The 21408-nt window shown below is 62.6% G+C and carries 21 protein-coding genes; 9 read left to right on the forward strand and 12 right to left on the reverse strand.

Annotated features, from left to right (window positions below):
- Nucleotides 1–15 precede the first annotated feature (15 nt).
- Entirely contained in the window at nucleotides 16–195 is a 180-nt protein-coding gene (locus tag Q0L62_RS07435) for a YdcH family protein (RefSeq protein WP_296678469.1), read from the forward strand.
- Between the two features lie 61 nt (nucleotides 196–256).
- Nucleotides 257–1267, forward strand: a complete 1011-nt coding sequence (locus Q0L62_RS07440; RefSeq protein WP_296678471.1) for a TerC family protein — start codon at nucleotides 257–259, stop codon at nucleotides 1265–1267.
- On the opposite strand, the gene recQ is transcribed toward Q0L62_RS07440, so the two are convergent.
- The 8 genes from recQ to Q0L62_RS07480 are packed head-to-tail and all read right to left on the reverse strand — an operon-like array spanning nucleotide 1264 to nucleotide 11220.
- The gene (gene recQ / locus Q0L62_RS07445; RefSeq protein WP_296678473.1) at nucleotides 1264–3048 is read right to left on the reverse strand and encodes a DNA helicase RecQ; all 1785 of its coding nucleotides are present in this window, start codon (nucleotides 3046–3048) and stop codon (nucleotides 1264–1266) included. The two genes, Q0L62_RS07440 and recQ, sit on opposite strands and share 4 nt — an antisense overlap.
- A 17-nt stretch (nucleotides 3049–3065) precedes the next feature.
- A complete protein-coding gene (locus Q0L62_RS07450; RefSeq protein ID WP_296678474.1) occupies nucleotides 3066–4274 on the reverse strand; it encodes a serine hydrolase in 1209 nt (402 codons plus the stop codon).
- On the reverse strand, nucleotides 4271–5068 hold the full coding sequence (locus tag Q0L62_RS07455) for a hypothetical protein (protein WP_296678476.1): 798 nt from the start codon (nucleotides 5066–5068) through the stop codon (nucleotides 4271–4273). The genes Q0L62_RS07450 and Q0L62_RS07455 overlap by 4 nt, the downstream gene beginning before the upstream one ends.
- A gap of 54 nt (nucleotides 5069–5122) precedes the next feature.
- Nucleotides 5123–7738, reverse strand: a complete 2616-nt coding sequence (gene metH / locus Q0L62_RS07460) for a methionine synthase (protein WP_296678478.1) — start codon at nucleotides 7736–7738, stop codon at nucleotides 5123–5125.
- The gene (locus tag Q0L62_RS07465; RefSeq protein WP_296678480.1) at nucleotides 7735–8268 is read right to left on the reverse strand and encodes a GNAT family N-acetyltransferase; all 534 of its coding nucleotides are present in this window, start codon (nucleotides 8266–8268) and stop codon (nucleotides 7735–7737) included. Before Q0L62_RS07465 ends, metH begins: the two co-directional genes overlap by 4 nt.
- Nucleotides 8268–9314: a homocysteine S-methyltransferase family protein gene (locus Q0L62_RS07470; RefSeq protein WP_296678482.1), complete on the reverse strand. Its 1047-nt coding sequence runs from the start codon at nucleotides 9312–9314 to the stop codon at nucleotides 8268–8270. The genes Q0L62_RS07465 and Q0L62_RS07470 overlap by 1 nt, the downstream gene beginning before the upstream one ends.
- Nucleotides 9311–10225 (reverse strand): methylenetetrahydrofolate reductase [NAD(P)H], encoded by a 915-nt coding sequence (gene metF / locus Q0L62_RS07475; protein WP_296678484.1) that lies wholly within the window; start codon nucleotides 10223–10225, stop codon nucleotides 9311–9313. Before metF ends, Q0L62_RS07470 begins: the two co-directional genes overlap by 4 nt.
- Nucleotides 10222–11220: a metalloregulator ArsR/SmtB family transcription factor gene (locus tag Q0L62_RS07480; RefSeq protein ID WP_296678486.1), complete on the reverse strand. Its 999-nt coding sequence runs from the start codon at nucleotides 11218–11220 to the stop codon at nucleotides 10222–10224. The genes metF and Q0L62_RS07480 overlap by 4 nt, the downstream gene beginning before the upstream one ends.
- 166 nt (nucleotides 11221–11386) lie before the next feature.
- Here Q0L62_RS07480 and Q0L62_RS07485 point away from each other — a divergent pair, with 166 nt between their 5' ends.
- The 7 genes from Q0L62_RS07485 to Q0L62_RS07515 all read left to right on the forward strand — a co-directional run bounded on the left by Q0L62_RS07485 (nucleotide 11387) and on the right by Q0L62_RS07515 (nucleotide 17361).
- Entirely contained in the window at nucleotides 11387–11614 is a 228-nt protein-coding gene (locus Q0L62_RS07485; protein WP_296678488.1) for a hypothetical protein, read from the forward strand.
- Nucleotides 11615–11702: 88 nt separating this feature from the next.
- Nucleotides 11703–11915, forward strand: a complete 213-nt coding sequence (locus tag Q0L62_RS07490) for a hypothetical protein (RefSeq protein WP_296678490.1) — start codon at nucleotides 11703–11705, stop codon at nucleotides 11913–11915.
- Nucleotides 11916–11983: 68 nt separating this feature from the next.
- On the forward strand, nucleotides 11984–12892 hold the full coding sequence (locus tag Q0L62_RS07495) for an SDR family NAD(P)-dependent oxidoreductase (RefSeq protein WP_296678555.1): 909 nt from the start codon (nucleotides 11984–11986) through the stop codon (nucleotides 12890–12892).
- Between the two features lie 10 nt (nucleotides 12893–12902).
- Entirely contained in the window at nucleotides 12903–14069 is a 1167-nt protein-coding gene (locus Q0L62_RS07500; RefSeq protein ID WP_296678492.1) for an acyl-CoA dehydrogenase family protein, read from the forward strand.
- The gene (locus tag Q0L62_RS07505) at nucleotides 14070–15302 is read left to right on the forward strand and encodes a CoA transferase (protein WP_296678494.1); all 1233 of its coding nucleotides are present in this window, start codon (nucleotides 14070–14072) and stop codon (nucleotides 15300–15302) included. It abuts the gene before it with no gap.
- Complete coding sequence (locus Q0L62_RS07510; protein ID WP_296678496.1) at nucleotides 15299–16513, forward strand: acetyl-CoA C-acetyltransferase; 1215 nt, start codon at nucleotides 15299–15301, stop codon at nucleotides 16511–16513. The genes Q0L62_RS07505 and Q0L62_RS07510 overlap by 4 nt, the downstream gene beginning before the upstream one ends.
- Nucleotides 16510–17361, forward strand: coding sequence for a MaoC family dehydratase N-terminal domain-containing protein (locus Q0L62_RS07515; protein WP_296678498.1), 852 nt, complete (start codon nucleotides 16510–16512; stop codon nucleotides 17359–17361). The genes Q0L62_RS07510 and Q0L62_RS07515 overlap by 4 nt, the downstream gene beginning before the upstream one ends.
- Here the strand turns inward: Q0L62_RS07515 and arfB are convergent, their stop codons facing one another.
- From arfB to pabB, 4 genes are read right to left on the reverse strand one after another with little or no spacing between them, the layout of a single operon-like run.
- Nucleotides 17362–17781 carry an alternative ribosome rescue aminoacyl-tRNA hydrolase ArfB gene (gene arfB, locus Q0L62_RS07520; RefSeq protein WP_296678500.1) on the reverse strand — a complete coding sequence of 140 codons (420 nt, stop codon included), beginning with the start codon at nucleotides 17779–17781 and terminating at the stop codon, nucleotides 17362–17364. It lies immediately after the preceding gene.
- On the reverse strand, nucleotides 17762–18430 hold the full coding sequence (locus Q0L62_RS07525; RefSeq protein WP_296678501.1) for an RluA family pseudouridine synthase: 669 nt from the start codon (nucleotides 18428–18430) through the stop codon (nucleotides 17762–17764). The genes arfB and Q0L62_RS07525 overlap by 20 nt, the downstream gene beginning before the upstream one ends.
- On the reverse strand, nucleotides 18427–19593 hold the full coding sequence (locus tag Q0L62_RS07530; protein ID WP_296678503.1) for a pyridoxal phosphate-dependent aminotransferase: 1167 nt from the start codon (nucleotides 19591–19593) through the stop codon (nucleotides 18427–18429). Before Q0L62_RS07530 ends, Q0L62_RS07525 begins: the two co-directional genes overlap by 4 nt.
- On the reverse strand, nucleotides 19590–21374 hold the full coding sequence (gene pabB / locus Q0L62_RS07535) for an aminodeoxychorismate synthase component I (protein ID WP_296678505.1): 1785 nt from the start codon (nucleotides 21372–21374) through the stop codon (nucleotides 19590–19592). Before pabB ends, Q0L62_RS07530 begins: the two co-directional genes overlap by 4 nt.
- Nucleotides 21375–21408 lie beyond the last annotated feature (34 nt).

Below are 21408 nucleotides of genomic sequence, written 5' to 3' on the forward strand. Positions count from 1 at the left end.
AAGGGATTTTGTCTGATGTCTGATCGATTATTCCGCCTGATGGAGCGCCATCAGCAGCTTGATGATGCGCTGCACCGCTTGCAGACACTGCGCTGGGCCGATCCGCTGGAAATTGCCCGGCTAAAAAAACTCAAGCTGGCGATCAAGGATCGGCTGGCGCGCTTCACCATGCAATCCACGCGCGTTCGCGCCTGACCGGGAACCCGGCGCTCTTTCAAAGGGGTAGCCGGGTCCCACCTGTTTTAGGGGCAATCGTATGGAAATCCTGTTTGCCGACTGGCTCGGCACTCCGGTTTGGTTCTGGCTCTCATTCGCCGGCATAGTGCTGACGCTGACTGCCTTCGATCTTGGCGTTCTCCATAAGGAAGACCGCGAGATGGGCATCACTGAATCGCTGAAATTGACCGCGTTTTATATCAGCGTCGCGCTGGCCTTCGGCGCCTGGGTATGGGTAGCCAAGGGCGCCGACCTGGGTATGAAATACTATACCGGCTTCTTCATTGAAAAGGCGCTGTCGATCGACAACGTCTTCGTGATCAGCCTGATCTTCACTTTTTTCGCCATCCAGCCAAAGTATCAGTACCGCGCCTTGCTGTGGGGCATCCTGGCCGTGATCGTGCTGCGCGGGGCGATGATCGCGGCGGGCGCTGCGCTGGTCGAGCAGGCCTACTGGGTGCTCTACATATTTGCCGCCTTCCTGGTATTCACCGGGATCAAGATGTTCTTCGCCGGGGACCACGCTCCCGATATCGCCAAGAACCCGGTCGTGCGCTGGATCAGCGCGCATATGCGCGTGACCAAGGGTCTGCACGACCAGCACTTCTTTGTGAAGGTTCCCGACGACAAGACCGGCAAGCTGGTGACGGCGGCAACCCCGCTGTTCCTGGCGCTGGTAGTGATCAACCTGGCCGATCTGGTCTTCGCGGTGGACAGTGTGCCTGCAATCTTCGCGATCACCACGGACACATTCATCGTCTATACCAGCAACATCATGGCGATCCTGGGCCTGCGTGCGCTGTACTTCGCGCTCTCGGCGATGATCCACCGGTTCTATTATCTGAAGTATGCGCTGGCCGCGGTGCTGGTGTTCATCGGCAGCAAGATCTTCGTTTCCGACTTCGTGCTGGGCGGGGCCAAGTTCCCGCCGGTGCTGAGCTTGGGCGTGACCTTTGCCCTGATCGCCAGCGGGGTTGGCTATTCACTGTGGAAGACCCGCCACGGCGAGGACGCCGCGCCGCAACTGCCGCACGACGCCATCCGGCCCTAAAACTGTCGGAGTACGGCGAGGAACGCCTCGCCAAAGGCTTCCAGCTTGCGCGCGCCGACCCCACCAACCTCACCCAGCGCGGTCAGGCTGGCAGGGCGGCGCGCGGCCATTTCGCGCAAAGTGGCGTCGTGGAAAATGACGTAGGGCGGAACGCCGCCTTTGGCTGCCAGATCGCGGCGCAGCGCGCGCAGCGCATCAAACAGCGGATCGCCAACCGGGTTGATCGTATCGCTGCGGCTGCGCCGGCTGCCTTTGCCGCCGCGTTCGCGCCTTGGGGCCAGCGCAATGCGCACGTCCGCTTCGCCTTTCAGCATAGCGCGGGCATCCCCGCCCAGTGCCAACCCGCCATGCTCGGTCGGGACCAGCACCCCGCGCGTTTGCAAGGCACGGACGAGCGGGCGGAGCAGCGGGGCTTCGTCCGAAGGCACGATGCCGAATACGCTGAGCTGGTCATGCCCGCGTTGGGTCACGCGCTCGTCCGCCACGCCGGTCAGCACTTTCTCGACGTGACCGAAACCAAAGCTTTGCCCGGTTCGGTAGACGGCTGACAGCACCTTGCGCGCCAGTTCGCTGGCATCAATCACGCCGGGCGCATCCAGGCAGTTGTCGCAGTTGCCGCAGACTGGCGGTGGGTCTTCGCCGAAATGTCGCAGCAGCACGGCGCGGCGGCATTCACCGGTTTCGACCAGCGCCGCGAGAGCATCTAGCCGGGCGCGTTCCCCGGCCTGGCGGTGGGCCTCGACCTCGCCCAGGCGCAGGCGGGCGCGGGCAAAGTCCTCGGACCCCCACAGCATCAGCGCCAGCGCCGGATCGCCGTCACGCCCGGCGCGGCCGGTTTCCTGGTAATAGCCTTCGATCGATTTGGGGATGCCAGCGTGGGCGACAAAGCGCACGTCGGGTTTATCGATCCCCATGCCGAAGGCGACGGTCGCAACCATCACCATGTCTTCCGAGGCGACGAAGGCGGACTGGTTGGCTGCGCGCACCGCAGGATCAAGCCCGGCATGATAGGGCAGCACGCGCCGTCCGGAATGAGCCGAGAGTTTTTCAGCCAGCTCCTCTACCTTCTTGCGCGTCGGCGCATAGATGATCCCCGGGCCGGGCTGCTCTGCCAGCAGAGCGCGCAGCTGCTGCACGCCGCCTTCACGCGGGCGGATGGCATAGCGGATATTGGGCCGATCAAACCCGGCGATGATCAGGCCGTCCTCGGCAATGCCCAACTGGGTCAGGATATCGCTGCGGGTATGTGCGTCGGCTGTCGCTGTCAGAGCGAGCCGCGGGACGACAGGAAAGGCATCCATTAGGGGCCGCAGCAGACGATAGTCGGGGCGGAAATCGTGGCCCCACTCGGACACGCAGTGCGCTTCGTCGATGGCAAACAGGCTGACCTGCGCCCGGCTCAGCAGCTCGCGGAAATGCGGCTGGCTGGCGCGTTCGGGGGCTACGTACAACAGATCGAGCTGGCCACCGCGGAAGGCATCGACCGCACGCTCGCGGTAGTCCTCGCTGTCGGCGCTGGTCAGGCTGGCGGCGCGGATGCCATTGGCTTCGGCGCTGCGCAGCTGGTCATGCATCAGCGCGATCAGCGGCGATATGACCACGCAGGTGCCGTCCATGACGACGGCGGGCAGCTGATAGGTCAGGCTCTTGCCCGCGCCGGTCGGCATCACCGCCAGGGTCGACTGCCCGGCCAGGACGCGCGCCACTACCCGGTCCTGCACCCCGCGAAAGGCGCTAAACCCGAAGGTGGCGTGAAGCTGGTCGAGAAGGCGTGGCGGCACCCAGTGCGCCTAGCCGCTCAGTCCGGTTTGTAAAAGGCGCTCCGGCCGGTTCTCTCCACAACCACCTCTTCGGCCGCGGTAAAGGCACTGCGCCCGGTGGGTGCGTCATTGGCGACTCCCGTGGTGAAATAAGCGATCCCCTTGCCGCTGGCCGGATCAAGCCACAGCCCGCTTTTGAGGCCATATGCATCGCCGGCGTGGCCAATCCGGGTGCGGGCATCGCCAAACAGGTCATCGCGGCAACCCTTTTGGTCGCTGCCGATGGTTTGCACCGCGAGGCCATATGCGCAAAAGAAACCGTCAGGCTCGCCGTTTTCGCCAAGGCCGTTGTGGCCGTTGAAGCGCCATATTGGGCGGATCAGGCGGGCATAGCTTTGCTGCGAAAGGAATCCGGTTCCGCGCCGTGCGAGCATTTGACCGATCTTGGACAGATCGCGCATCGAAATCCGCAAGCCGCCCTGCGGGCTGAACAGCGCGCCGTTGCTGCCCGGCGTATAGCGCCACAGATCGCAGCCGCCGTCCGCGTCAGTGACGACCGGGCACGCTGGAAAGGTGCCGTGCAAGTCATCGCGCGCGACATCGCCATTGGCGCGGTAGAGCACCACTGCGCGCGCCGCCGCGCTGGCCGAACAGCCCGCACCCCAGTTGAAGCAGGCATCGAGCTTGAGCGGGGCAAGCACCAGGTCGCGCATTGCCACGTCGAAGCGCTGGCGAGTGACCTGTTCGATGATGGTGGCGACGACGGGGAAGTTGAGATTGGTATAGTGGAACCAGCCTGATCCGGGCGCGTGGGACTGGTCCCACACCCGCGGATCGCCGAGGCGCTGCTGCAGCGTCGCTCCCAGCGGGATGAGGTACAGGTCATCGCCGTCGATCAGGCCCGACTGGTGCGACAGTAGCATGGCCAGCGTAATCGGCCGGTCAGGAAATGCCGGATGACGAAGCGTCCAGCCCAGATAGTCCGAAACATCACGGTCCAGGTCGACTTGCCCCTGGTCGACCAGCCGCATTACGCCGAGCGCCGTTACCAGCTTGGAAATACTTGCAATGCGCACCGGATCATCGGGACCCACCAAGCGGTGTGTCGCGTGGTCAGCCTCTCCTTCAGCCAAAACCGGACGAATCGTAACCGTGTCGAAAACCACCGCGACAGCAGCCTGCGAACTTGCGAACGCTGGTATCGACCAGGCATAGGCTGCCAGTGTCAGCAGCGCCCGTCGGATCATTCAAATACTTCGGTGAGGCCGTGGGTTCGCATCCCTTCCTTCACCAGCACGGATTCAAGATAGATTGAGGTGATCATGGATTTTAGCAGCATACCAGAAAGGCACGCCGCAGGAATCGAAAGAACCGTGCTCAACAAACTTGCCTGTCCGTTGTTGCCCAACCCCAACGTGCCTGTGCCAAGCAGGGCGCCGAACAGAATAATTATCACCGCGTAATAGATCAAAAACAACACAAACAGAACGCCGAAAATCGACAGACGGTTGCCGCGAGTCAGTTCGCGGCTGCGCCCGAAGCTATCGATAATCCCGCGCCCTTCCACGATCTGTGCGGGCAAGGCCACGCTCCACATGGACAGCAGGATTAATCCCGGCACAATTAAAAAGACCGTCCCCAGCCAGATGCCTAGCCACCACAATATGCTAAGGCCAATGACCGGAACCATCCGCGTCAGGCCGACTTGAAAGCATTGCGCCAGCGTTGTGCCGCCGCGTTCGGCTTGCTGTGCGAAGCCATGGATGCCGCCCGCATAGGACAAGCCAAAGCCGATCACGCTGATTAGTATGAACAACCAGGACCACCCGGTACTGAACAGCGCAGACAAGCGGGCAAGGTTCGCGGCGGGACTGGTAACATCCAGGTCACCCTGCGAACCGGCTGCAAGCGCCTGGGCCAGAAAGCCGGTCAGGGCCTGCACGACCACGACGACAAGGACAAACAATCCAACCGTACCGATGGTGTCGCGCACCAGTCCAAAACCGCGCGACAAGACGCGGCCAATACTGAATTGTTCCATACAGATAGCCCCCTATTACCAGAGGATTACCCGCAATCGGAGCAATTGCCAGCCCTAATCAAGGTTGGGTCGGACCCAGCGTTCCGCCAGCGATTCTTCTATTCCTCGGCGCGCCGCATAATCGGTCAGCTGATCGCGCCCGATCCGGGCGACGCCGAAGTATTCGCTCTGCGGGTGGGCGAAATAGAAACCCGAAACGGCGGCGGTCGGCCACATGGCGAAGCTTTCGGTCAGGGTCAGACCCGCATTATCCCCGGCCCCTAGCAAGTCGAACAGCATCGGTTTCAGGCTGTGGTCAGGGCAGGCGGGATAACCTGGTGCCGGGCGTATACCGCGATATTGTTCCTTGATCAGCGCTTCGTTGGTCAGCTGTTCACCCGGGGCATATCCCCACAGGTCGGTGCGCACGCGCTGATGCAGCCGCTCGGCAAAGGCTTCGGCAAAACGGTCGGCCAGCGCCTTGAGCAGGATGTCCGAATAGTCGTCATGGCTCGCGCGGAAGCGTTCCAGATGCGGCTCGATCCCGTGGATGCCTACGGCAAAGCCGCCGATCCAGTCGCCATCGGGATCGATGAAATCAGCCAGGCAGTAATTCGCCCGGTCGCGGCTCTTGCGGATCTGCTGGCGCAGGAAAGGCAGGCGTATGCACCGTTCATCGTCTTGCGGGTACAAGACGACATCGTCGACTTCGCGCGCGCAGGGCCAGAAGCCGGCGACGCCCCTGGCGGTCAGCCACTTTTCGGAAATGATCAAGTCAAGCATCGCGCGCGCATCGGCGTAAAGCGCACGGGCGCTTTCTCCGACTACGTCATCGTTCAAGATCGCGGGGTAGACGCCCGCCAGTTCCCAGGCGCGGAAAAACGGGGTCCAGTCAAAGCAAGCCACCAGATCGGCCAGATCCCAGTTGTCAAAGACGTGCAGACCAGGCTGTTCTGGCGGCATTGGCTTGTCGGTAAAATCGGCCTTAAAGGCGTTGGCGCGCGAATCCTCGAGGCTAAGCAGCACTGACCCTTCTTTGCCCGCTCTGACATCGCGGACGTGCTGATAGTCGCTTGCGGTCGCTTCAACGAAGCGATCGCGCTGCGTATCAGAGAGCAGCTGGCTAGCTACTCCCACCGCGCGGCTGGCATCAAGCACATGAATAACCGGGCCGTTATAAGCCGGGTCGATCTTCAGTGCGGTATGAACCTTGCTGGTAGTCGCCCCGCCGATCAACAGCGGCAGGGTGAACCCGTCGCGCTTCATTTCTTCGGCCACGGTGACCATTTCATCGAGGCTGGGCGTAATCAGCCCGGACAGGCCGATAATGTCGGCCTGGCTCTCGCGCGCGGTTTCCAGGATTTTGGTCCACGGCACCATCACGCCCAGGTCGATAACTTCATAGCCGTTGCACTGCAAAACCACCCCGACGATGTTTTTGCCGATATCGTGAACATCACCCTTGACTGTGGCCATCACGATCTTGCCCTTGGGCTTGGACGCGGCGGTCTTTTCCGCTTCGATGAAAGGGATCAGATGGGCGACCGCCTTCTTCATTACGCGGGCCGATTTGACCACCTGCGGCAGGAACATCTTGCCGCTGCCGAACAGGTCGCCAACGGTGTTCATGCCTTCCATCAGGGGGCCTTCGATCACCTCGATAGGTCGGCCGCCGCGTTCAAAAATGTCCTGCCGGGCCAGTTCGGTATCAGCGACGATGTGCGCGTCGATGCCCTTCACCAGCGCGTGTTCGATCCGCCGCACCACATCCCAGCCGCGCCACTCCTCTGCTTCCTTTTCGGCCTTGGCGTCAGTCCCGCGAAAGCTTTCGGCCAAGACAATCAGCCGGTCGGTCGCGCCGGCATCGCGGTTGAGGATAACATCCTCGCAGGCCTGGCGCAGCGCCGGATCAATGGTGTCGTAAACGTCAAGCTGGCCTGCGTTCACGATTGCCATGTCGAGCCCGGCGGGGATCGCGTGGAAGAGGAAGATCGAATGCATCGCCCGCCGAACCGGCTCGTTGCCGCGGAATGAAAATGACAGGTTGGACAGCCCGCCGCTGAAGTGGACGTGGGGGCAGCGCAGGCGGATTTCGCGAACCGCTTCGATGAAATCGACGGCGTAGTTGTTGTGTTCCTCGATCCCGGTCGCGACCGCAAAAACGTTGGGATCGAAGATGATGTCTTCGGGCGGAAATCCGATTGACAGAAGCAGGGCGTAGGCCCGCGCACAAATCTCGACCTTGCGGTCTTTCGTGTCGGCCTGCCCCTTTTCATCAAAGGCCATGACCACCACGGCGGCGCCGTAATCCATGCACTTCTGCGCGTGGGAAAGGAACGGTTCTTCGCCTTCCTTCATCGAAATCGAATTGACGATCGGTTTGCCTGACACGCATTTCAGGCCCGCTTCGATCACATCCCACTTGGAACTGTCGATCATCACCGGGACGCGGGCGATGTCGGGTTCGGCGGCGATCAGCTTGAGAAATGTGGTCATCGCCAGCTCGGCGTCAAGCAGGCCCTCGTCCATGTTGACATCGATCACCTGCGCGCCGTTGTCGACTTGCTGACGCGCGACATCAACTGCTTTGGCGTAGTCTCCCGCCAGGACAAGCTTCTTGAACGCCGCGCTGCCGGTGACGTTGGTACGTTCGCCGACATTGACGAAACGCGCGGAGGACGGGGTGGTCATGAGGTTTCCAGAGGTTTTGCCAGGATGTAATCGTCGAACGTTTCGGTGCCGACAGTGAACGTGCGGGTGCCGACCACTTTAAACCCGCTCTTGCGGTAAAATCCCAGCGCGCGTTCATTGTCCTTGTTGGTGCCCAGCATCAGGCGGCGATAACCCGCAGCCCCGGCAACTACGATGCCGAGCAGATCGCCGGCCAATCCCTGACCCTTGCAGCGGTCAAGCAGGTAGATCCGTTTCAGTTCGATATCGCCGGGCTGCGGATCGGGCAGGGCGGAGCGCATCAAGAGGGCAAAACCCAGCGGCGCACCGGTCTTCACCGCTTCGACCAGCCAGGCTTTTGCGCCTTCATCCAAGGCAGAGCGGAAGGCCTCTGCACTGTTTTGCGAAGCGCAGTGCGCCAGCATGTCTCCCACCTGGACAAGTCCGGCGTAAGCTTCCAGGAATGTTGCCTGCGCTACCAGCGCAAGTGCAGCGCCGTCGTCAGGCCCGGCCGGACGAATGCGCCATTCAAGCGGCCCGTCGATCCCCATCACGCTGCCATGATAAAGGGTTCGAGACCTGCCAGCCGTGTTTCGACTGGCACTTGCGGCGCCTTGCGCGGAGTAAGGCCGGCAACGGCCCGAGCCATGGCGGCGATGTGTTCGGGGGTGTTGCCGCAGCACCCGCCCAGAATGTTGACCTGCCCGCCCGCTGCCCATTCGCCGACCAGGGTGGCGGTGGTTTCGGGCAGCTCGTCATACTGGCCCAGTTCATTGGGCAGGCCGGCGTTGGGATAGGCCATCAGCAGGGTGTCGACGATCCCGCTGAGCAGGCGGATCTGCGGGCGCAGCTGGGTCGCGCCGAAGCTGCAGTTCAGCCCCACGGTGACCGGCTTGGCATGGCGAACCGCATGCCAGAATGCCTCGACCGTATGGCCCGACAGGTTGCGCCCGGACAGGTCGGTCAGCGTCATTGACAGCATCAGCGGCACGTCGCGGCCCAGCTCGCGTTCCAGCTCCTTCACCGCCAGAATGCCGGCCTTGCAATTCAGCGTATCAAACACCGTTTCGATCAGAATGAACTGCGCACCGCCTTCAAGCAGCGCGGCCGCCTGTTCGCGGTAGACCTGCTTGACCGTGTCGAAATCAACTTCGCGGTAGCCCGGATCGTTGACGTCGGGGGAAAGCGACAGGGTCTTGTTGGTTGGCCCGATTGCGCCGACCACGAAGCGCGGTAAACCGTCCTTTGCAGTGGCTGAGTCGCAAGCTTCGGCGACTATCCGGGCCGCGGAACGGTTGATGTCGCCGACCAGATGCTCGGCACCGTAATCGGCCTGGCTGATGCGGTTTGCATTAAAGGTGTTGGTCGCCAGCACCCGCGCCCCCGCAGCAATATAGCGGTCGCAGATCGCGCGGATGACATGCGGCTGGGTCAGGTTGACCAGATCGTTGTTGCCCTTCTGGTCAAGGGTCAGGCCGGTGTCGCCGCGATAGGCCACCTCGTCCAGCCCCTCTGCCTGGATTGCCGTGCCATAGGGACCGTCCTTGATCAGGATCGCCTTGGCAGCTTCGGCCTGAAGCAGTTGGCGCGGGGTCATTGGCTGATTTCCTTGGGGCGCAGGCCGAGCAGGTGGCAGATAGCGTATGTCTGGTCGGCGCGGTTGAGCGTGTAGAAGTGAAAATCGCGGATGCCGCCCTGGTACAGCCGGCGGCACAGGTCGGTCGCCACGGCCGCCGATATCATCGAGCGCGGGCCGGGCAGGCCGTCCAGCCCGTCAAACAGCTTGATCATCCAGCCGGGGATTTCGGTGTTTCCGCTCATCCGCCGGATCGCGGCGAAGTTGGTCACAGGCATGATCCCTGGCAGGACCGGCGCGGTGATCCCGGCAGCCAGTACCTTGTCCAGAAAGCGGAAATAGGCATCGGTCGAATAGAAGAACTGGGTGATTGCGCGCGACGCCCCGGAATCAAGCTTGCGTTTCAGGTTGTCAAGATCGGCCTGGGCACCGGCTGCTTCGGGATGCACTTCGGGATAGGCCGCAACTGAAATGTCGAAATCGTGACGTGCCTTCAATCCCGCGACGAGGTCCGCGGCGCTGGCAAAGCCGTGGGGGTGCGGTTCAAAGCGGCCGCCGGTCTCGGGTGGCGGATCGCCGCGCAGCGCGACGATGTGCCGCACGCCGGCTTCCCAATAGCGATCGGCAACCTCGGCAATTTCATCCTTGCTGGCGGCAACGCAGGTCAGGTGTGCGGCAGGCTTTAGCGAAGTCTCGTCGATGATCCGGGCTACGGTGGCGTGCGTGCGCTCGCGCGTTGAGCCGCCGGCCCCATAGGTAACCGACACGAAGCTGGGATCAAGCGGCGCCAGTTCGACCACAGCGTCCCACAGTTGCTTTTCCATCGCCTCGGTCTTGGGCGGGAAAAATTCGAAAGAAACCCTGAAGTCGCCGGGGATGGTGACAAACTGCGGGCGATCGGCGACGCCGCGCAGGATCGATGAAGCGGTCATGCGCGCGATACCTTTGTGTTGTGCGGCGTCAGGGAATGGTCAGCGCTGCTACCGCGCATGCCTGTCCAGATCTTGACGGTCAGTGGTTTGCCTGGAAGGGCTACAGGCGGCGCGGGCGCGAACCCGGCGCTACTGAGCAAGGCAAGCATCTGCTCATCGGAAAACCCAAGCCGCGCATGGGCGTGTTTTTCGCGCAATTCCTCGCGGTCATGCGCGGCGAAATCGACTATAGCCACTGTTGCGCCGGACCGTGCCACCCGCGCTGCTTCAGCCAGTACAGCCTCGGGCACCTGGGCATAGTGCAGCACCTGGTGGAACAATACCGTATCGAAGCTGTCATCGGCAAAGGGCAGGGCGGTAAAATCGCCTTGAACCAGCGCCACGCCATCAGACGGCAGGTTCTGCAGCCGGGCGCGCGCAATGCGCAACATTTCCGGGCTCTTGTCCAACCCGGTTACGTGGTCGCTGGCCGGTGCGAAGAGTTCGGCCATGCGGCCCGTGCCGGTGCCGACGTCGAGCAGCGCGCCGAGTGATCGCGTGCCCAGCGCTCTGGCCAGCGCGGCTTCCACCGGGCCGTCGGGGCTGTGGAGCCCGCGCAAGGTGTCCCATTCTTCTGCATGGCGCGAAAAATATCCTTCTGCGCTGACCTCTCGGGCGGCGCGGATCGCGGCGAGGTGGCGGCGGTCTTCGGCGCAGCGCGCGGCGAAGGTTGCATCGTCCGCTTCGGCCACATCGAGCAGACGGGCGGCGGCGGCACCCATGGGCGGGGCGCGGGTCGCGCCGATCGCGCTGCGCAAAAACACCCAGCTGCCTTCCTTGCGCCGTTCGGCCAGCCCGGCATCGCACAGGATACGGATGTGGCGCGACACGCGCGGTTGGCTTTGTCCCAGAACCTGGGCAAGCTCTCCCACTGCCAGTTCCATTGCCGACAGCAAGCGCATAATGCGCAGCCGCGTAGGGTCTGCCAGCGCGCGAAGTGTGGGATCGATCCGCATCGGCATATCATATAAAGAAATCTTTATATCTATACAACCGGTTTGGCTTTATCGGTTGCCTGGCCGCCCGGTTCTGGGTTGGCAGGGATGGCGCGCTTGGCTAGGAGGCGGTTACGGGGTCGCTCGCGCAACATGTCCATCCCGCAATATTGATGAGGCTTTACCCATGAAAAAGTTCGCCGCACTCGGCTTTGCTTCTGTCGCCGCCCTTGCGCTTGCCGCTTGTGGAAGTTCGGACAGCGCCAAGGAAGAAGCCCAGCCTGAAAACGTTGAAATGCCTGCTGAAGAAGCTGTCGGCGATGTGGATGCTTCGCCGGTAGCCGATGCATCGGCCGGTGCCGTGGATGCTGCCGCTGCTTCGGACCAACGGACCGGTGACAGTCCCCGGCCGTAATGCTGGTTTTGACAGGTAAAGACGGGCTGCCCCAATCGGGGCTGCCCGTCTTTCGCTTTTTGCACTGCCTCGCTATGATGCAAGTTCCATGCGCACAGTGATCCTTATTCCCGCCCTTGTTGCCCTTGCCGCTTGCCAAAAGGCGGACAACCAGCCTGGCCCCGGCGGAGTAACGGTGGGGGAAGCCAAGGCCTTGGACGAGGCCGCCGAAATGATCGAGGATCAGCGCCTGACGCGTGATGACTTGCCGCAGCCGTCCGCTCCGCCAGCCGCGCCTTTACCTGCCAAGCCTGCCAGTTGATTTTCGCCGGGGCTGACCTATTGACCGTTTAAACGTTCGGTTAAATTAGGAGAATCGCCACGATGGGGATGCTTGAAGGCAAGGTTGTAGCCGTAACGGGCGCAGGCCGCGGTGTCGGGCGCGAGATCGCCCTGCTTTGCGCGGCCCGCGGCGCGGCGGTAGTCGTCAACGATCCGGGCGTTGGCGGCGGTGGCGAAGGCGGTGATGCCGGGCCCGCCCAGCAAACAGCGGACGATATCATCGCGGCGGGCGGCAGGGCCCACGCCAACCTTGCCTCGGTCGCCGATCCTGTCGGCGCGGCGACAATTATCGAAGATGCCGTCATGCGCTTTGGCCGGATCGATGCTGTCGTCAACAACGCCGGCATCCTGCGCGACACGATTTGGCACAAGATGAGCCATGAAGACTGGCGCGCGGTGATCGATGTCCACCTCAACGGTAGCTTTAACGTCAGCAAGGCGGCAACGCCCTATTTCCGTGAACAGCATTCGGGCAGCTTTATTCACTTCACCAGCACAAGCGGGCTGATCGGCAATGTGGGCCAGGCCAATTACAGCGCTGCAAAGCTGGGCATCGTCGGTCTTTCGCAATCGATCGCGCTTGATATGGCCCGCGTCGGGGTCCGTTCCAACTGCATCGCGCCCTTTGCATGGAGCCGGATGACAGCCAGCATTCCCGCCGAAACGCCCGAACAGCAGCAACGGGTCGAGCGGCTCAAGACGATGAGCGCGGACAAGATCGCGCCGCTGGTGGTCTACCTTGCCGCCGATGCCAGCAAGGACGTATCAAACCAGATCTTTTCGGTCCGCAAGAACGAGATCGTGCTTTATAACAAGCCGCGTCCGATCCGATCGATGACCAAGGTTGAAGGCTGGACGCCCGAAAGCATCGCGGATGAACTGATTCCGGCCTTCCGTCCCAGCTTTGCCCGCGCGGACGAGGTTTCAGCCCACGTATTTCCCTATGACCCGATCTGAGGACTTGCCCATGAACCCAGGTATGGACGCCGACGTTTTCGACCAGTTCATCGAACAACTGCACCGGTATGTCCGCGAACGGCTGGTACCGGCCGAGAAGGAAATCCTCGAAACCGACCGCATCCCTGACGATATCATGGCTGAAATGCGCGAGATGGGATTGTTCGGGATCACCATGCCCGAACAGTATGGCGGGGCTGGCATGAATGTGTCGCAATACGCACGAACGATCCGCGAGCTTAGCTATGCGATGCCGTGCTATCGCTCGATCACGTCGATCAACATCGGCATGGTCTGTTCGGCGATCCTCAAAGGCGGGACCGAGGCACAGAAGGCCCAATGGCTCCCCCAATTGGCTGCGGGCAAGGTCGCCAGCTTTGGTCTTACCGAGCCTGGATCGGGATCGGACAGCGCGGCGATGCAGACAATGGCTGTGCGAAGCGGCAATGGCTGGGTGCTAAACGGGACCAAGCGCTACATTACCAACGCGCCTTTCGCGCATGTCGCGCTGATTATGGCCCGGACCAGCAAGGACGCCCTGCCCAAGAACGCCCACGTTTCGGCTTTTTTGGTGCCGATGGACATGCCCGGGGTAACGGTTGGCAAAAGCGACAAGAAAATGGGCCAGGCCGGCAGCCACATCGCCGACATCGTTATGGAAGATGTCTATCTGCCTGCCGACGCGCTACTGGGCGATGAAGAAGGAAAGGGCTTCGTCACCGCGATGCAAAGCCTCGACAACGGCCGCCTCTCGGTGGGCTCGGCCGCTGCCGGCTATGCCCGCCGCGCGCTCGATTCGGCGCTGCGCTATGCTAATGAACGCAAGGCATTTGGCGAACCGATTGCCAATTTCCAGCTGATCCAGCAGATGCTGGCTGACAGCGAAATCGAGATATACGCCGCCGAATGCATGCTGGAGGATGCCTGCCGCCGTGCCGATGCCGGGGAAAAGGTTCTGCGCCAGGCCGCCGCGGCCAAGGTTTTCGCGACCGAAATGTGCGGCCGCGTGGTCGACCGCGTGGTCCAGATATACGGCGGGGCGGGCTATTTGGCCGAATACGACGCCGAACGCTTCTTCCGCGATGCGCGAATATACCGGATTTATGAAGGCACGACCCAGATCCTGCAATTGCAGATCGCCAAGCACATGCTGCGCGAATGGGCGGCGAACCAGTAAATGTATAACCTTCTTGCCGGGCTGAAAATCATCGAGGTGTCGTCCTTCGTCGCTTCGCCAACGGTCGGGCTTTATTGTGCGCAGTTCGGCGCGGACGTTGTACGGGTGGATCACAAGGCGGGCGGGCTCGATTACGACCGTTATATGATGACCCGCGAAGGGCGCTCGCTGTCGTGGGAGAACCTCAACCGCGGTAAGAAGAGTGTCGCGCTTGACCTGCACTCTGCCGAGGGACGGGAACTGCTGGTCGAACTGGTACGCGCCACCGGGCAGATGGTCACCAATTTGCCGGTGAACAGTTTTCTGGCCCATGACAAGGTGGCGTCGGGACGGCCTGACCTCGTCTCGGTCCGGATCATGGGCTGGCACGATGGACGCCAGGCCATGGATTTCACGGTCAACGCGGCCAGCGGCTATCCCCTGATGACTGGGCCAGAGGAGTGGGATCCAGCCGTGGCACCGCCGGTCAACCAGGTGCTTCCAGCGTGGGACTTCATTACCGGAGCCTATTGCGCTTTTGCTTTGCTGGCCGGGCTGCGCCACCGCGATTCCACCGGTAAAGGCGCTGAAATGCGTGTGCCGCTGGGCGACGTGGCGATCGGCACAATGGCCAATGCCGGTGCCATGGCGGAAATGCTTTACCGCGGAGGGGACCGTGAACGGCTGGGCAACGCGATCTGGGGCGCATTCGGCCGCGATTTCATCAGCAAGGACGGCAAGCGTTTCATGGTCGCCGCGCTGACTGCCAAGCAATGGTCGGCCACAGTCGAAGCCTTCGGGCTGGGCAAACCCGTCGCCGCAATGGAGCGCGAACTGGGTGTCGACTTTGCCGCAAGCGACCACCACCGCTTCGTCAACCGAGCGCAGCTGTTCGATATGTTTCAAGAGGCCGCTTCGGCCTTCGATTATGCGGAACTTGCCGTGCGCCTGAAAAACGCTGGCGCCACTTTCGAGCGTTATCGCACGATGTACGAGGCGGCCAAAGACCCCGATCTTGTCGGCAACAATCCGCTGTTTGGTCCCTCGCCCGCCAACCCCAGCGGCTTTGCCTATCCAGCCACCCGTTCTTTCGCCAATCTTCCCGGCGAGCAGCCGGGCGATCCCAAACCGGCCCCGTACCTGGGCGAGCATAGCGAAGAGATCCTGGCCGAACGTCTGGGCCTTTCTTCGGGCCAAGTCGCACGCCTGATTGATCGAGGCGTGGTCGGCACATCTGACAAGGACAGCAAATGACATCATTGCGCCGCGCCGCCATCGTCGCCCCGATCCGCACCCCGGTCGGCAAGTTCGGTGGCGCGCTGTCGTCGATCACCGCCGGACAGCTTGGTGCGGTGATCCTCAAAGCCCTGATAAAGCGCACAGGAATCGATCCCAACCGGGTCGACGATGTAGTCTTCAGTCAGGGGTACGGCAATGGCGAGGCGCCCAGCATCGGGCACTGGGCATGGTTGCTGGCGGGCCTGCCGGAACAGGTTCCAGGCTATCAGCTGGATCGGCGCTGCGGATCGGGGCTGCAAGCCGTGGTCAACGCAGCGATGATGGTCCAGACAGGAATGAGCGATGTGGTCGTTGCAGGCGGCTGCGAAAGCATGTCCAATGTCGAGCATTACTCGACCGATATCCGCAAAGGCGTGCGCGCGGGCAACCTGACACTGCACGACAGGCTGACCCGCGGCCGCGTGATGAGCCAGCCGATCGAACGCTATGGCGTGATTTCAGGTATGATTGAAACGGCGGAAAACCTGGCCAAAGATTGGAATATCAGCCGCGAGGCCTGCGATGAATACGCCGCGCGGAGCCATCAGCGCGCGGCTGCGGCATGGGCGGCGGGCAAGTTTGCCGATGAACTGGTCCCGGTCGAGGTCCCGCAGAAAAAAGGCGATCCGCTGCTGTTCGACCATGATGAAGGCTACCGCGCCGACGCCACAGTGGAAACCCTGGGCAAATTGCGCGCATTGGAAGGCGGCGTGGTAACCGCCGGAAATGCCAGCCAGCAGAACGATGCCGCTGCTGCGTGCCTGGTCGTGGCCGAGGACAAGCTGGAGGAAATGGGGCTTGAACCGATCGCATTCTTTCATTCCGCCGCTGCTGCCGGATGCGATCCCAGCCGGATGGGATTTGGCCCAGTGCCCGCCACTGAGCGGCTTTTCGCCAAAAACGGTTTGTCGTGGGCCGATATTGGCCTGATCGAATTGAACGAGGCCTTTGCCCCGCAGGTCCTTGCCTGTCTCAGAGGGTGGGGCTGGGCGGACGACGACAGCCGCCATGAAATGCTCAACGTCAACGGATCGGGGATTTCGCTAGGCCATCCGATTGGAGCGACCGGCGGGCGAATCCTTGCCAACCTGACCCGCGAAATGCGCCGCCGCAACGTGCGCTATGGGCTGGAAACGATGTGCATCGGCGGCGGGCAGGGCATTGCCGCGGTATTCGAAAAGGCGTGAGCGACTGGTCAGCCTGGATCGGGCGCGAAGAAACCCGCCACGACCACGTCGATCCAGGGCAATTCGCGCGCTGGTGCGGCACGCTGGACCGGGTTGCACCGGGTGATGGCAATGCAGCGCAAGGGTTCCACTGGTGCCTTGGCCTTCCCGATGGTCCTACCGCCAGCCTTGGACCGGATGGCCACCCGGTGCGTGATGCCAATGCAGCCACGTTTCTGCCGCCGATACAGCTGCCGCGCCGGATGTGGGCGTCCAGCCGCGTGGAGTTTTTGGCCCCGGTGAAGGTCGATGAGGCGGTAACGCGTGTCTCGAGAATTCTGTCGGTTTCGGAAAAGACAGGCCAGTCAGGGGCACTCGCATTTGTCGATGTCGCGCATGAAACGAGCGGCAGTGCGGGCCCATGCGTGCGCGAAGTCCAGACAATCGTTTACCGGGCGCCAGCACAAGCCAGCGCGCCGCCCTCGCCGCCGCCGCCCAGTGAAGGGCTTTTCGATCCATCGTCGTGGTCTGTTGAACGGGTTATACTGCCGACCGAGGCATTGCTGTTTCGTTATTCTGCGATCACTTTCAACAGTCACCGCATCCATTATGACCTGGCCTATGCGCGCGACGTTGAGAAATATCGCGGGCTTGTCGTTCACGGACCCTTGATGGCAACCTTGCTGCTCGACCTGGCTGGGCGCAAGCTTGGCGATAACATGCTCAAGACATTCACTTTCCGCGGGGTTTCGCCAGCCATTTGCGGAGAAATGCTGCGCCTTGTGCTGCGCAGCAACCATGCAGCATTAGAGTTTGGCATTTATTCTGCCGATGGCCGTCAGGTGATGAGCGCCAGCGCAACCACCTGATCAGTCGAAACGTACCTTGCCCCGTCCGGCCTTTACTGCGCCGCGTTTCTTCTTGCCGTCCAGCCGCTCACCCTTGTTTATCCGGTTGAGGCGGCTCTTTGCGCGTTTTTCAGGAAGATTGAACGCATCTTCAATGAGCGCCGACAGGCGCGAGCGGGCGTCTTCGCGGTTGGCTTCCTGCGTGCGGAATCGCTGAGCGCTCAGCAGCAGTTCGCCTTTGATCGTCATGCGGCTTCCGGCAAGGGTCTTCAGCCGCTGGAAAACCTCGACCGGCAGACGCAAGGCATAAACATCGACGCGCAATTGGACCGCCGTCGCCACCTTGTTGACGTTTTGTCCACCCGGGCCGGAAGAGGCGGTGAAGCTTTCGCTTGCCAGCGCCTGAGCCCGCTGTACCGCTTCATGTACAAGCGTCGACATCGCCAAAACCCAGAGCGGCGAAATCGGCGGGAATTGGCGCGCGGGCCGTAACTGCGGCCTTGCCTTCGCGCGGAACCGTAAGCGCCAGCGCGTGAAGCATGGTGCGCGCTGCGCCGCTGCCGCTACCATAGACCGGATCTCCCAGCAGGGCCTCGCCAAACGTTTCGGCAGCGTGGACGCGAATCTGGTGGGTGCGCCCGGTTTCGGGGCGGAACTCGACCAAGGTCAGGCTGCCGTGGTCTTGCACCTTGCGCCAGTGGGTGATCGAGGGCTTACCCTTTTTCGCGGCAATCATCCGCCAGCCTTTTTCGGCGCTGCTGATTTTGGTGAGCGCAAGTTCAATTGTTCCCGCGTCGTCTCCGACTGGTCCGGCAACGATGCCGAGATAAATTTTATCCACTGTGCGCGCTTCGAACGCGGCATTGAACCGTTTAAGCGCCTTGGGATTGCGTGCCAGCAAAAGACAGCCAGACGTATCGGTATCGATCCGGTGGACCGGAACCGGCGCGCGCTGGAAGCCGAGCTTCAAATCTTCGAGATGCGCCTCCAGGCTCAGACCTCCGGCGCGGGGACGCTCGATCGGCAGGCCGGCTGGCTTGTCGATTACCAGCGCTTCGCCGTCTTCGAACAGGATAGGTATTGCGTTCATCTGAGGGCCTTTGCAAGGCGGCGGCACGCATCGTCCAGCGTTGCCTGATCGGCGGCAAAACTGATCCGGAAGCCGGCCTTTCCGCCAAATGCCGATGCCGCCACAACGGCCACTCCGTGATCGAGAAAGTGCAAACAAAGCGCCTCGTCATCGCCAAACCGCGACATATGGGGCGCGGCATCGACCAGGCAATAGAACGCGCCATCGGGCGCCGGAGTAGACAGGCCGGGGATCGCGTTGATGGCGCTTACCACCGTGTCGCGTCGGGTGCGGAACTGGCCGCACCAGTCCGCCAGATAACCTTGCGGGCCTTCGAAAGCGGCCACGGCGGCGGCCTGGCTGATCGAACAGGGGTTGCCCGATGAATGCGACTGAAGCTTGGCCATAGCCATGATCAGCCAGCCAGGCCCGGCGCTGACACCGATGCGAAAGCCGGTCATGGCATGGCTTTTGGATACGCCGGACACGGTGAGCACGCGGTTGGCCAGGTCGGGCCGCAATGCGGCCAGCGTAACGTGACGGCCCGCCAGATAGCGCAGCGGCGCATAGATATCGTCCGACAGGACCATGACATGCGGGTGGCGATCCAGGACGTTGGCGATCTTGCCAAGGTCATCGGCCGAGTAGACCGAGCCGGTCGGGTTGCCGGGGCTGTTGAGCAGCAGCCAGCGCGTGCGCGGGGTGATCAAGGCATCAAGCTGTTCTGCCGTGATGCGGTATCCCCCTGCGGCGTCGGTTGGCACGTCGACCGGGACGCCGCCGGCAAAACGAACGATTTCGGGATAGCTGACCCACCACGGCGCCGGGATCAGCACCTCGTCGCCGGGATCAAGCGTCGCCAGCAGCGCGTGGAATATGGCCTGCTTGCCGCCCGAACTGACGATTACGGTTTCGGGCACGGTCGCAATGCCCAGATCGCGTTGGAAATGCAGCGCCGCCGCGGTTCGCAGAGCAATGGTTCCGGCCACCGGTGTATAACGGGTCTGGCCTTCGTCGATGGCGCGCTTGGCAGCGTCGGCCACGTGGGGCGGAGTTGCGAAATCGGGTTCGCCAACCGATAGCGAAATGATGTCGCGGCCCGCTGCGCGAAGCGCGCTGGCCCGGTCTGTCATGCCAGTGGTGCGCGACGGTGCAATTCGCGAAAGGGCAGCCGAGGTCTTCATAGCAGCCGCGCCGGCATCAGGCCGCGCAAGGCGTTGCCGATAAGGAAGCCCCCTTCCAGATCGTCCAGCGTCACCTCCCCTTCAATTGCGCGGCCCTCGGCAAGCTGTGACGCGCGCAGCACACCCGGTAGCAGGCCCAGTGCAATTGGCGGCGTGACCAGAAGATCGCCGCGCTGGACGAACAGGCTGGTAAAGCAGCCTTCGGTCATGAGGCCGTCGTCGCGCAGGAACAGCGCTTCGTGCGCCCCGGCCTGCTGCGCTACTTTCAGGCCCTCGTCGTAAAATCCCCGGTCGCTGGTCTTGTGCCGCAGGCGCCAGTCGCCGGTATCGACCGGCAAACGCAGCACGGCACACAGCGCCGGGTCGGGCAGCGCCGGGGGCAGCGGTGAAAGGTCGAGCGTGTAGGCGCCGCTACGCGCCACGCACAGCCGCAGCCGCGCAGACTTTTCAGCATCGAAACACAGCGCCTGAATGGCGTTGCGCACGGCATGGCGATCAAACGCGAAGCCCATCTCGGCAGCGCTGACCTTGATCCGTTCAAGATGCAGTTCGAGCAGCGGGATGCCATCATCGGGCGTGAACCGCATCGTCTCGATCAAATCGGCACCGGTGGCACCCAAGCGAACAAATCCCCCTTTGACCAGACATTCCCGCCATTCCGGCAGGCAGTCCGAATCCGCAACAATCGCCGAGCCGACGCCCAGCACGGCACGGCCCTGGCCGTCTTCCCCCGGCGTCAGGCGCAAAGTACGGATTGCCACATTGAACGCGGTCTCGCCAGCAGGATCAATCCGCCCGATTGCCCCGCAATAGGGACCACGCGCATCCCGTTCGTGCGCCTGGATCAGTTCCATCGCGCGGATCTTGGGAGCGCCGGTGATCGAACCGCACGGAAACAGTGCACGCACGACATCGGCCGCACTTCGCCCGGGCTGGAGCCGCGCGGTGACAGTGGTGACCATCTGATGCACCGTCGGATAGCTTTCGACCGCGAAGGGCTGATCAACCTTGACGCTGCCCGGCTGGGCGACACGCGACAGATCATTGCGGAGAAGATCGACGATCATCAGGTTTTCTGCGCGGTCCTTGACCGAAGCGGCCAGTTCATCGCGCAGCGCGGCATCCTGCGCCGCATCGCGTCCGCGCGGGCGGGTGCCTTTCATCGGCTTGACCCGGACGGCATCGTCCTTGGCCGCAAAGAACAGTTCTGGCGAGAGGCTGAGCAGCCAGTGCGACCCGTCAAACAACACCCCGCCATAGCCCGCGCCTGCCGCCGGGCGCAGCCGCGCATAGAGCGCCAGCGGATCGCCGCGGTATGATCCGGCAAGCGGGAAGGTCAGGTTGACCTGATAGATATCGCCAGCCGTAATCGCATCTTCCACCGCAGCAAAGGCGCAGCCATAGCCGCCAGGCGACAGAGCGGGGTCAAGCGGGCCAACGCTGGCCAGTCCCGGCGCCTGTCTGTGTAGCCAGGCCGGAACATCGGCCGCCTCGATCGGCTGGTAGCCAGCGAAGGCGGCGAACCACACCAGCGGCCCGTTCGCCCCGGTGCGCTGTGCTGCGAGGGGAGACAGCCTGTCCTCAAGCGCCAGCCCAGCCTCATAGGCCAGATAACCCGCCAGGTGATGGCCCTGCGCGCGCAGCGCTTCGATCCGCTCGAACGCTGGAACAACCTCATCCGCGCGGCGGGCAACCACCACCTCAAGCGGGCCTTGATATAGCCGCGCGGCACTGGCCCCGTCGGGGCGGGCATCGTCAAGCAGGATGAACGGCTGGGCCATGGCGAGGCGGCTTCTAGCCGTGCTTTTCCCGACT

Origin of the sequence: Novosphingobium sp., assembly GCF_024642085.1 — a bacterium.
Taxonomy (GTDB): domain Bacteria; phylum Pseudomonadota; class Alphaproteobacteria; order Sphingomonadales; family Sphingomonadaceae; genus Novosphingobium.

Coding starts and splice junctions, on each gene's coding strand:
- Q0L62_RS07435 (WP_296678469.1), top strand. CDS start 16: ATGTCTGATCGATTATTCCGCCTGATGGAGCGCCATCAGCAGCTTGAT.
- Q0L62_RS07455 (WP_296678476.1), bottom strand. CDS start 5,068: ATGGAACAATTCAGTATTGGCCGCGTCTTGTCGCGCGGTTTTGGACTG.
- Q0L62_RS07480 (WP_296678486.1), bottom strand. CDS start 11,220: ATGCGGATCGATCCCACACTTCGCGCGCTGGCAGACCCTACGCGGCTG.
- arfB (WP_296678500.1), bottom strand. CDS start 17,781: ATGTCGACGCTTGTACATGAAGCGGTACAGCGGGCTCAGGCGCTGGCA.
- Q0L62_RS07525 (WP_296678501.1), bottom strand. CDS start 18,430: ATGAACGCAATACCTATCCTGTTCGAAGACGGCGAAGCGCTGGTAATC.
- Q0L62_RS07470 (WP_296678482.1), bottom strand. CDS start 9,314: ATGACCCCGCGCCAACTGCTTCAGGCCGAAGCTGCCAAGGCGATCCTG.
- Q0L62_RS07450 (WP_296678474.1), bottom strand. CDS start 4,274: ATGATCCGACGGGCGCTGCTGACACTGGCAGCCTATGCCTGGTCGATA.
- metF (WP_296678484.1), bottom strand. CDS start 10,225: ATGACCGCTTCATCGATCCTGCGCGGCGTCGCCGATCGCCCGCAGTTT.
- Q0L62_RS07530 (WP_296678503.1), bottom strand. CDS start 19,593: ATGAAGACCTCGGCTGCCCTTTCGCGAATTGCACCGTCGCGCACCACT.
- Q0L62_RS07490 (WP_296678490.1), top strand. CDS start 11,703: ATGCGCACAGTGATCCTTATTCCCGCCCTTGTTGCCCTTGCCGCTTGC.
- Q0L62_RS07485 (WP_296678488.1), top strand. CDS start 11,387: ATGAAAAAGTTCGCCGCACTCGGCTTTGCTTCTGTCGCCGCCCTTGCG.
- Q0L62_RS07495 (WP_296678555.1), top strand. CDS start 11,984: ATGCTTGAAGGCAAGGTTGTAGCCGTAACGGGCGCAGGCCGCGGTGTC.
- Q0L62_RS07465 (WP_296678480.1), bottom strand. CDS start 8,268: ATGGGGATCGACGGGCCGCTTGAATGGCGCATTCGTCCGGCCGGGCCT.
- Q0L62_RS07510 (WP_296678496.1), top strand. CDS start 15,299: ATGACATCATTGCGCCGCGCCGCCATCGTCGCCCCGATCCGCACCCCG.
- Q0L62_RS07440 (WP_296678471.1), top strand. CDS start 257: ATGGAAATCCTGTTTGCCGACTGGCTCGGCACTCCGGTTTGGTTCTGG.
- Q0L62_RS07500 (WP_296678492.1), top strand. CDS start 12,903: ATGAACCCAGGTATGGACGCCGACGTTTTCGACCAGTTCATCGAACAA.
- metH (WP_296678478.1), bottom strand. CDS start 7,738: ATGACCACCCCGTCCTCCGCGCGTTTCGTCAATGTCGGCGAACGTACC.
- pabB (WP_296678505.1), bottom strand. CDS start 21,374: ATGGCCCAGCCGTTCATCCTGCTTGACGATGCCCGCCCCGACGGGGCC.
- Q0L62_RS07505 (WP_296678494.1), top strand. CDS start 14,070: ATGTATAACCTTCTTGCCGGGCTGAAAATCATCGAGGTGTCGTCCTTC.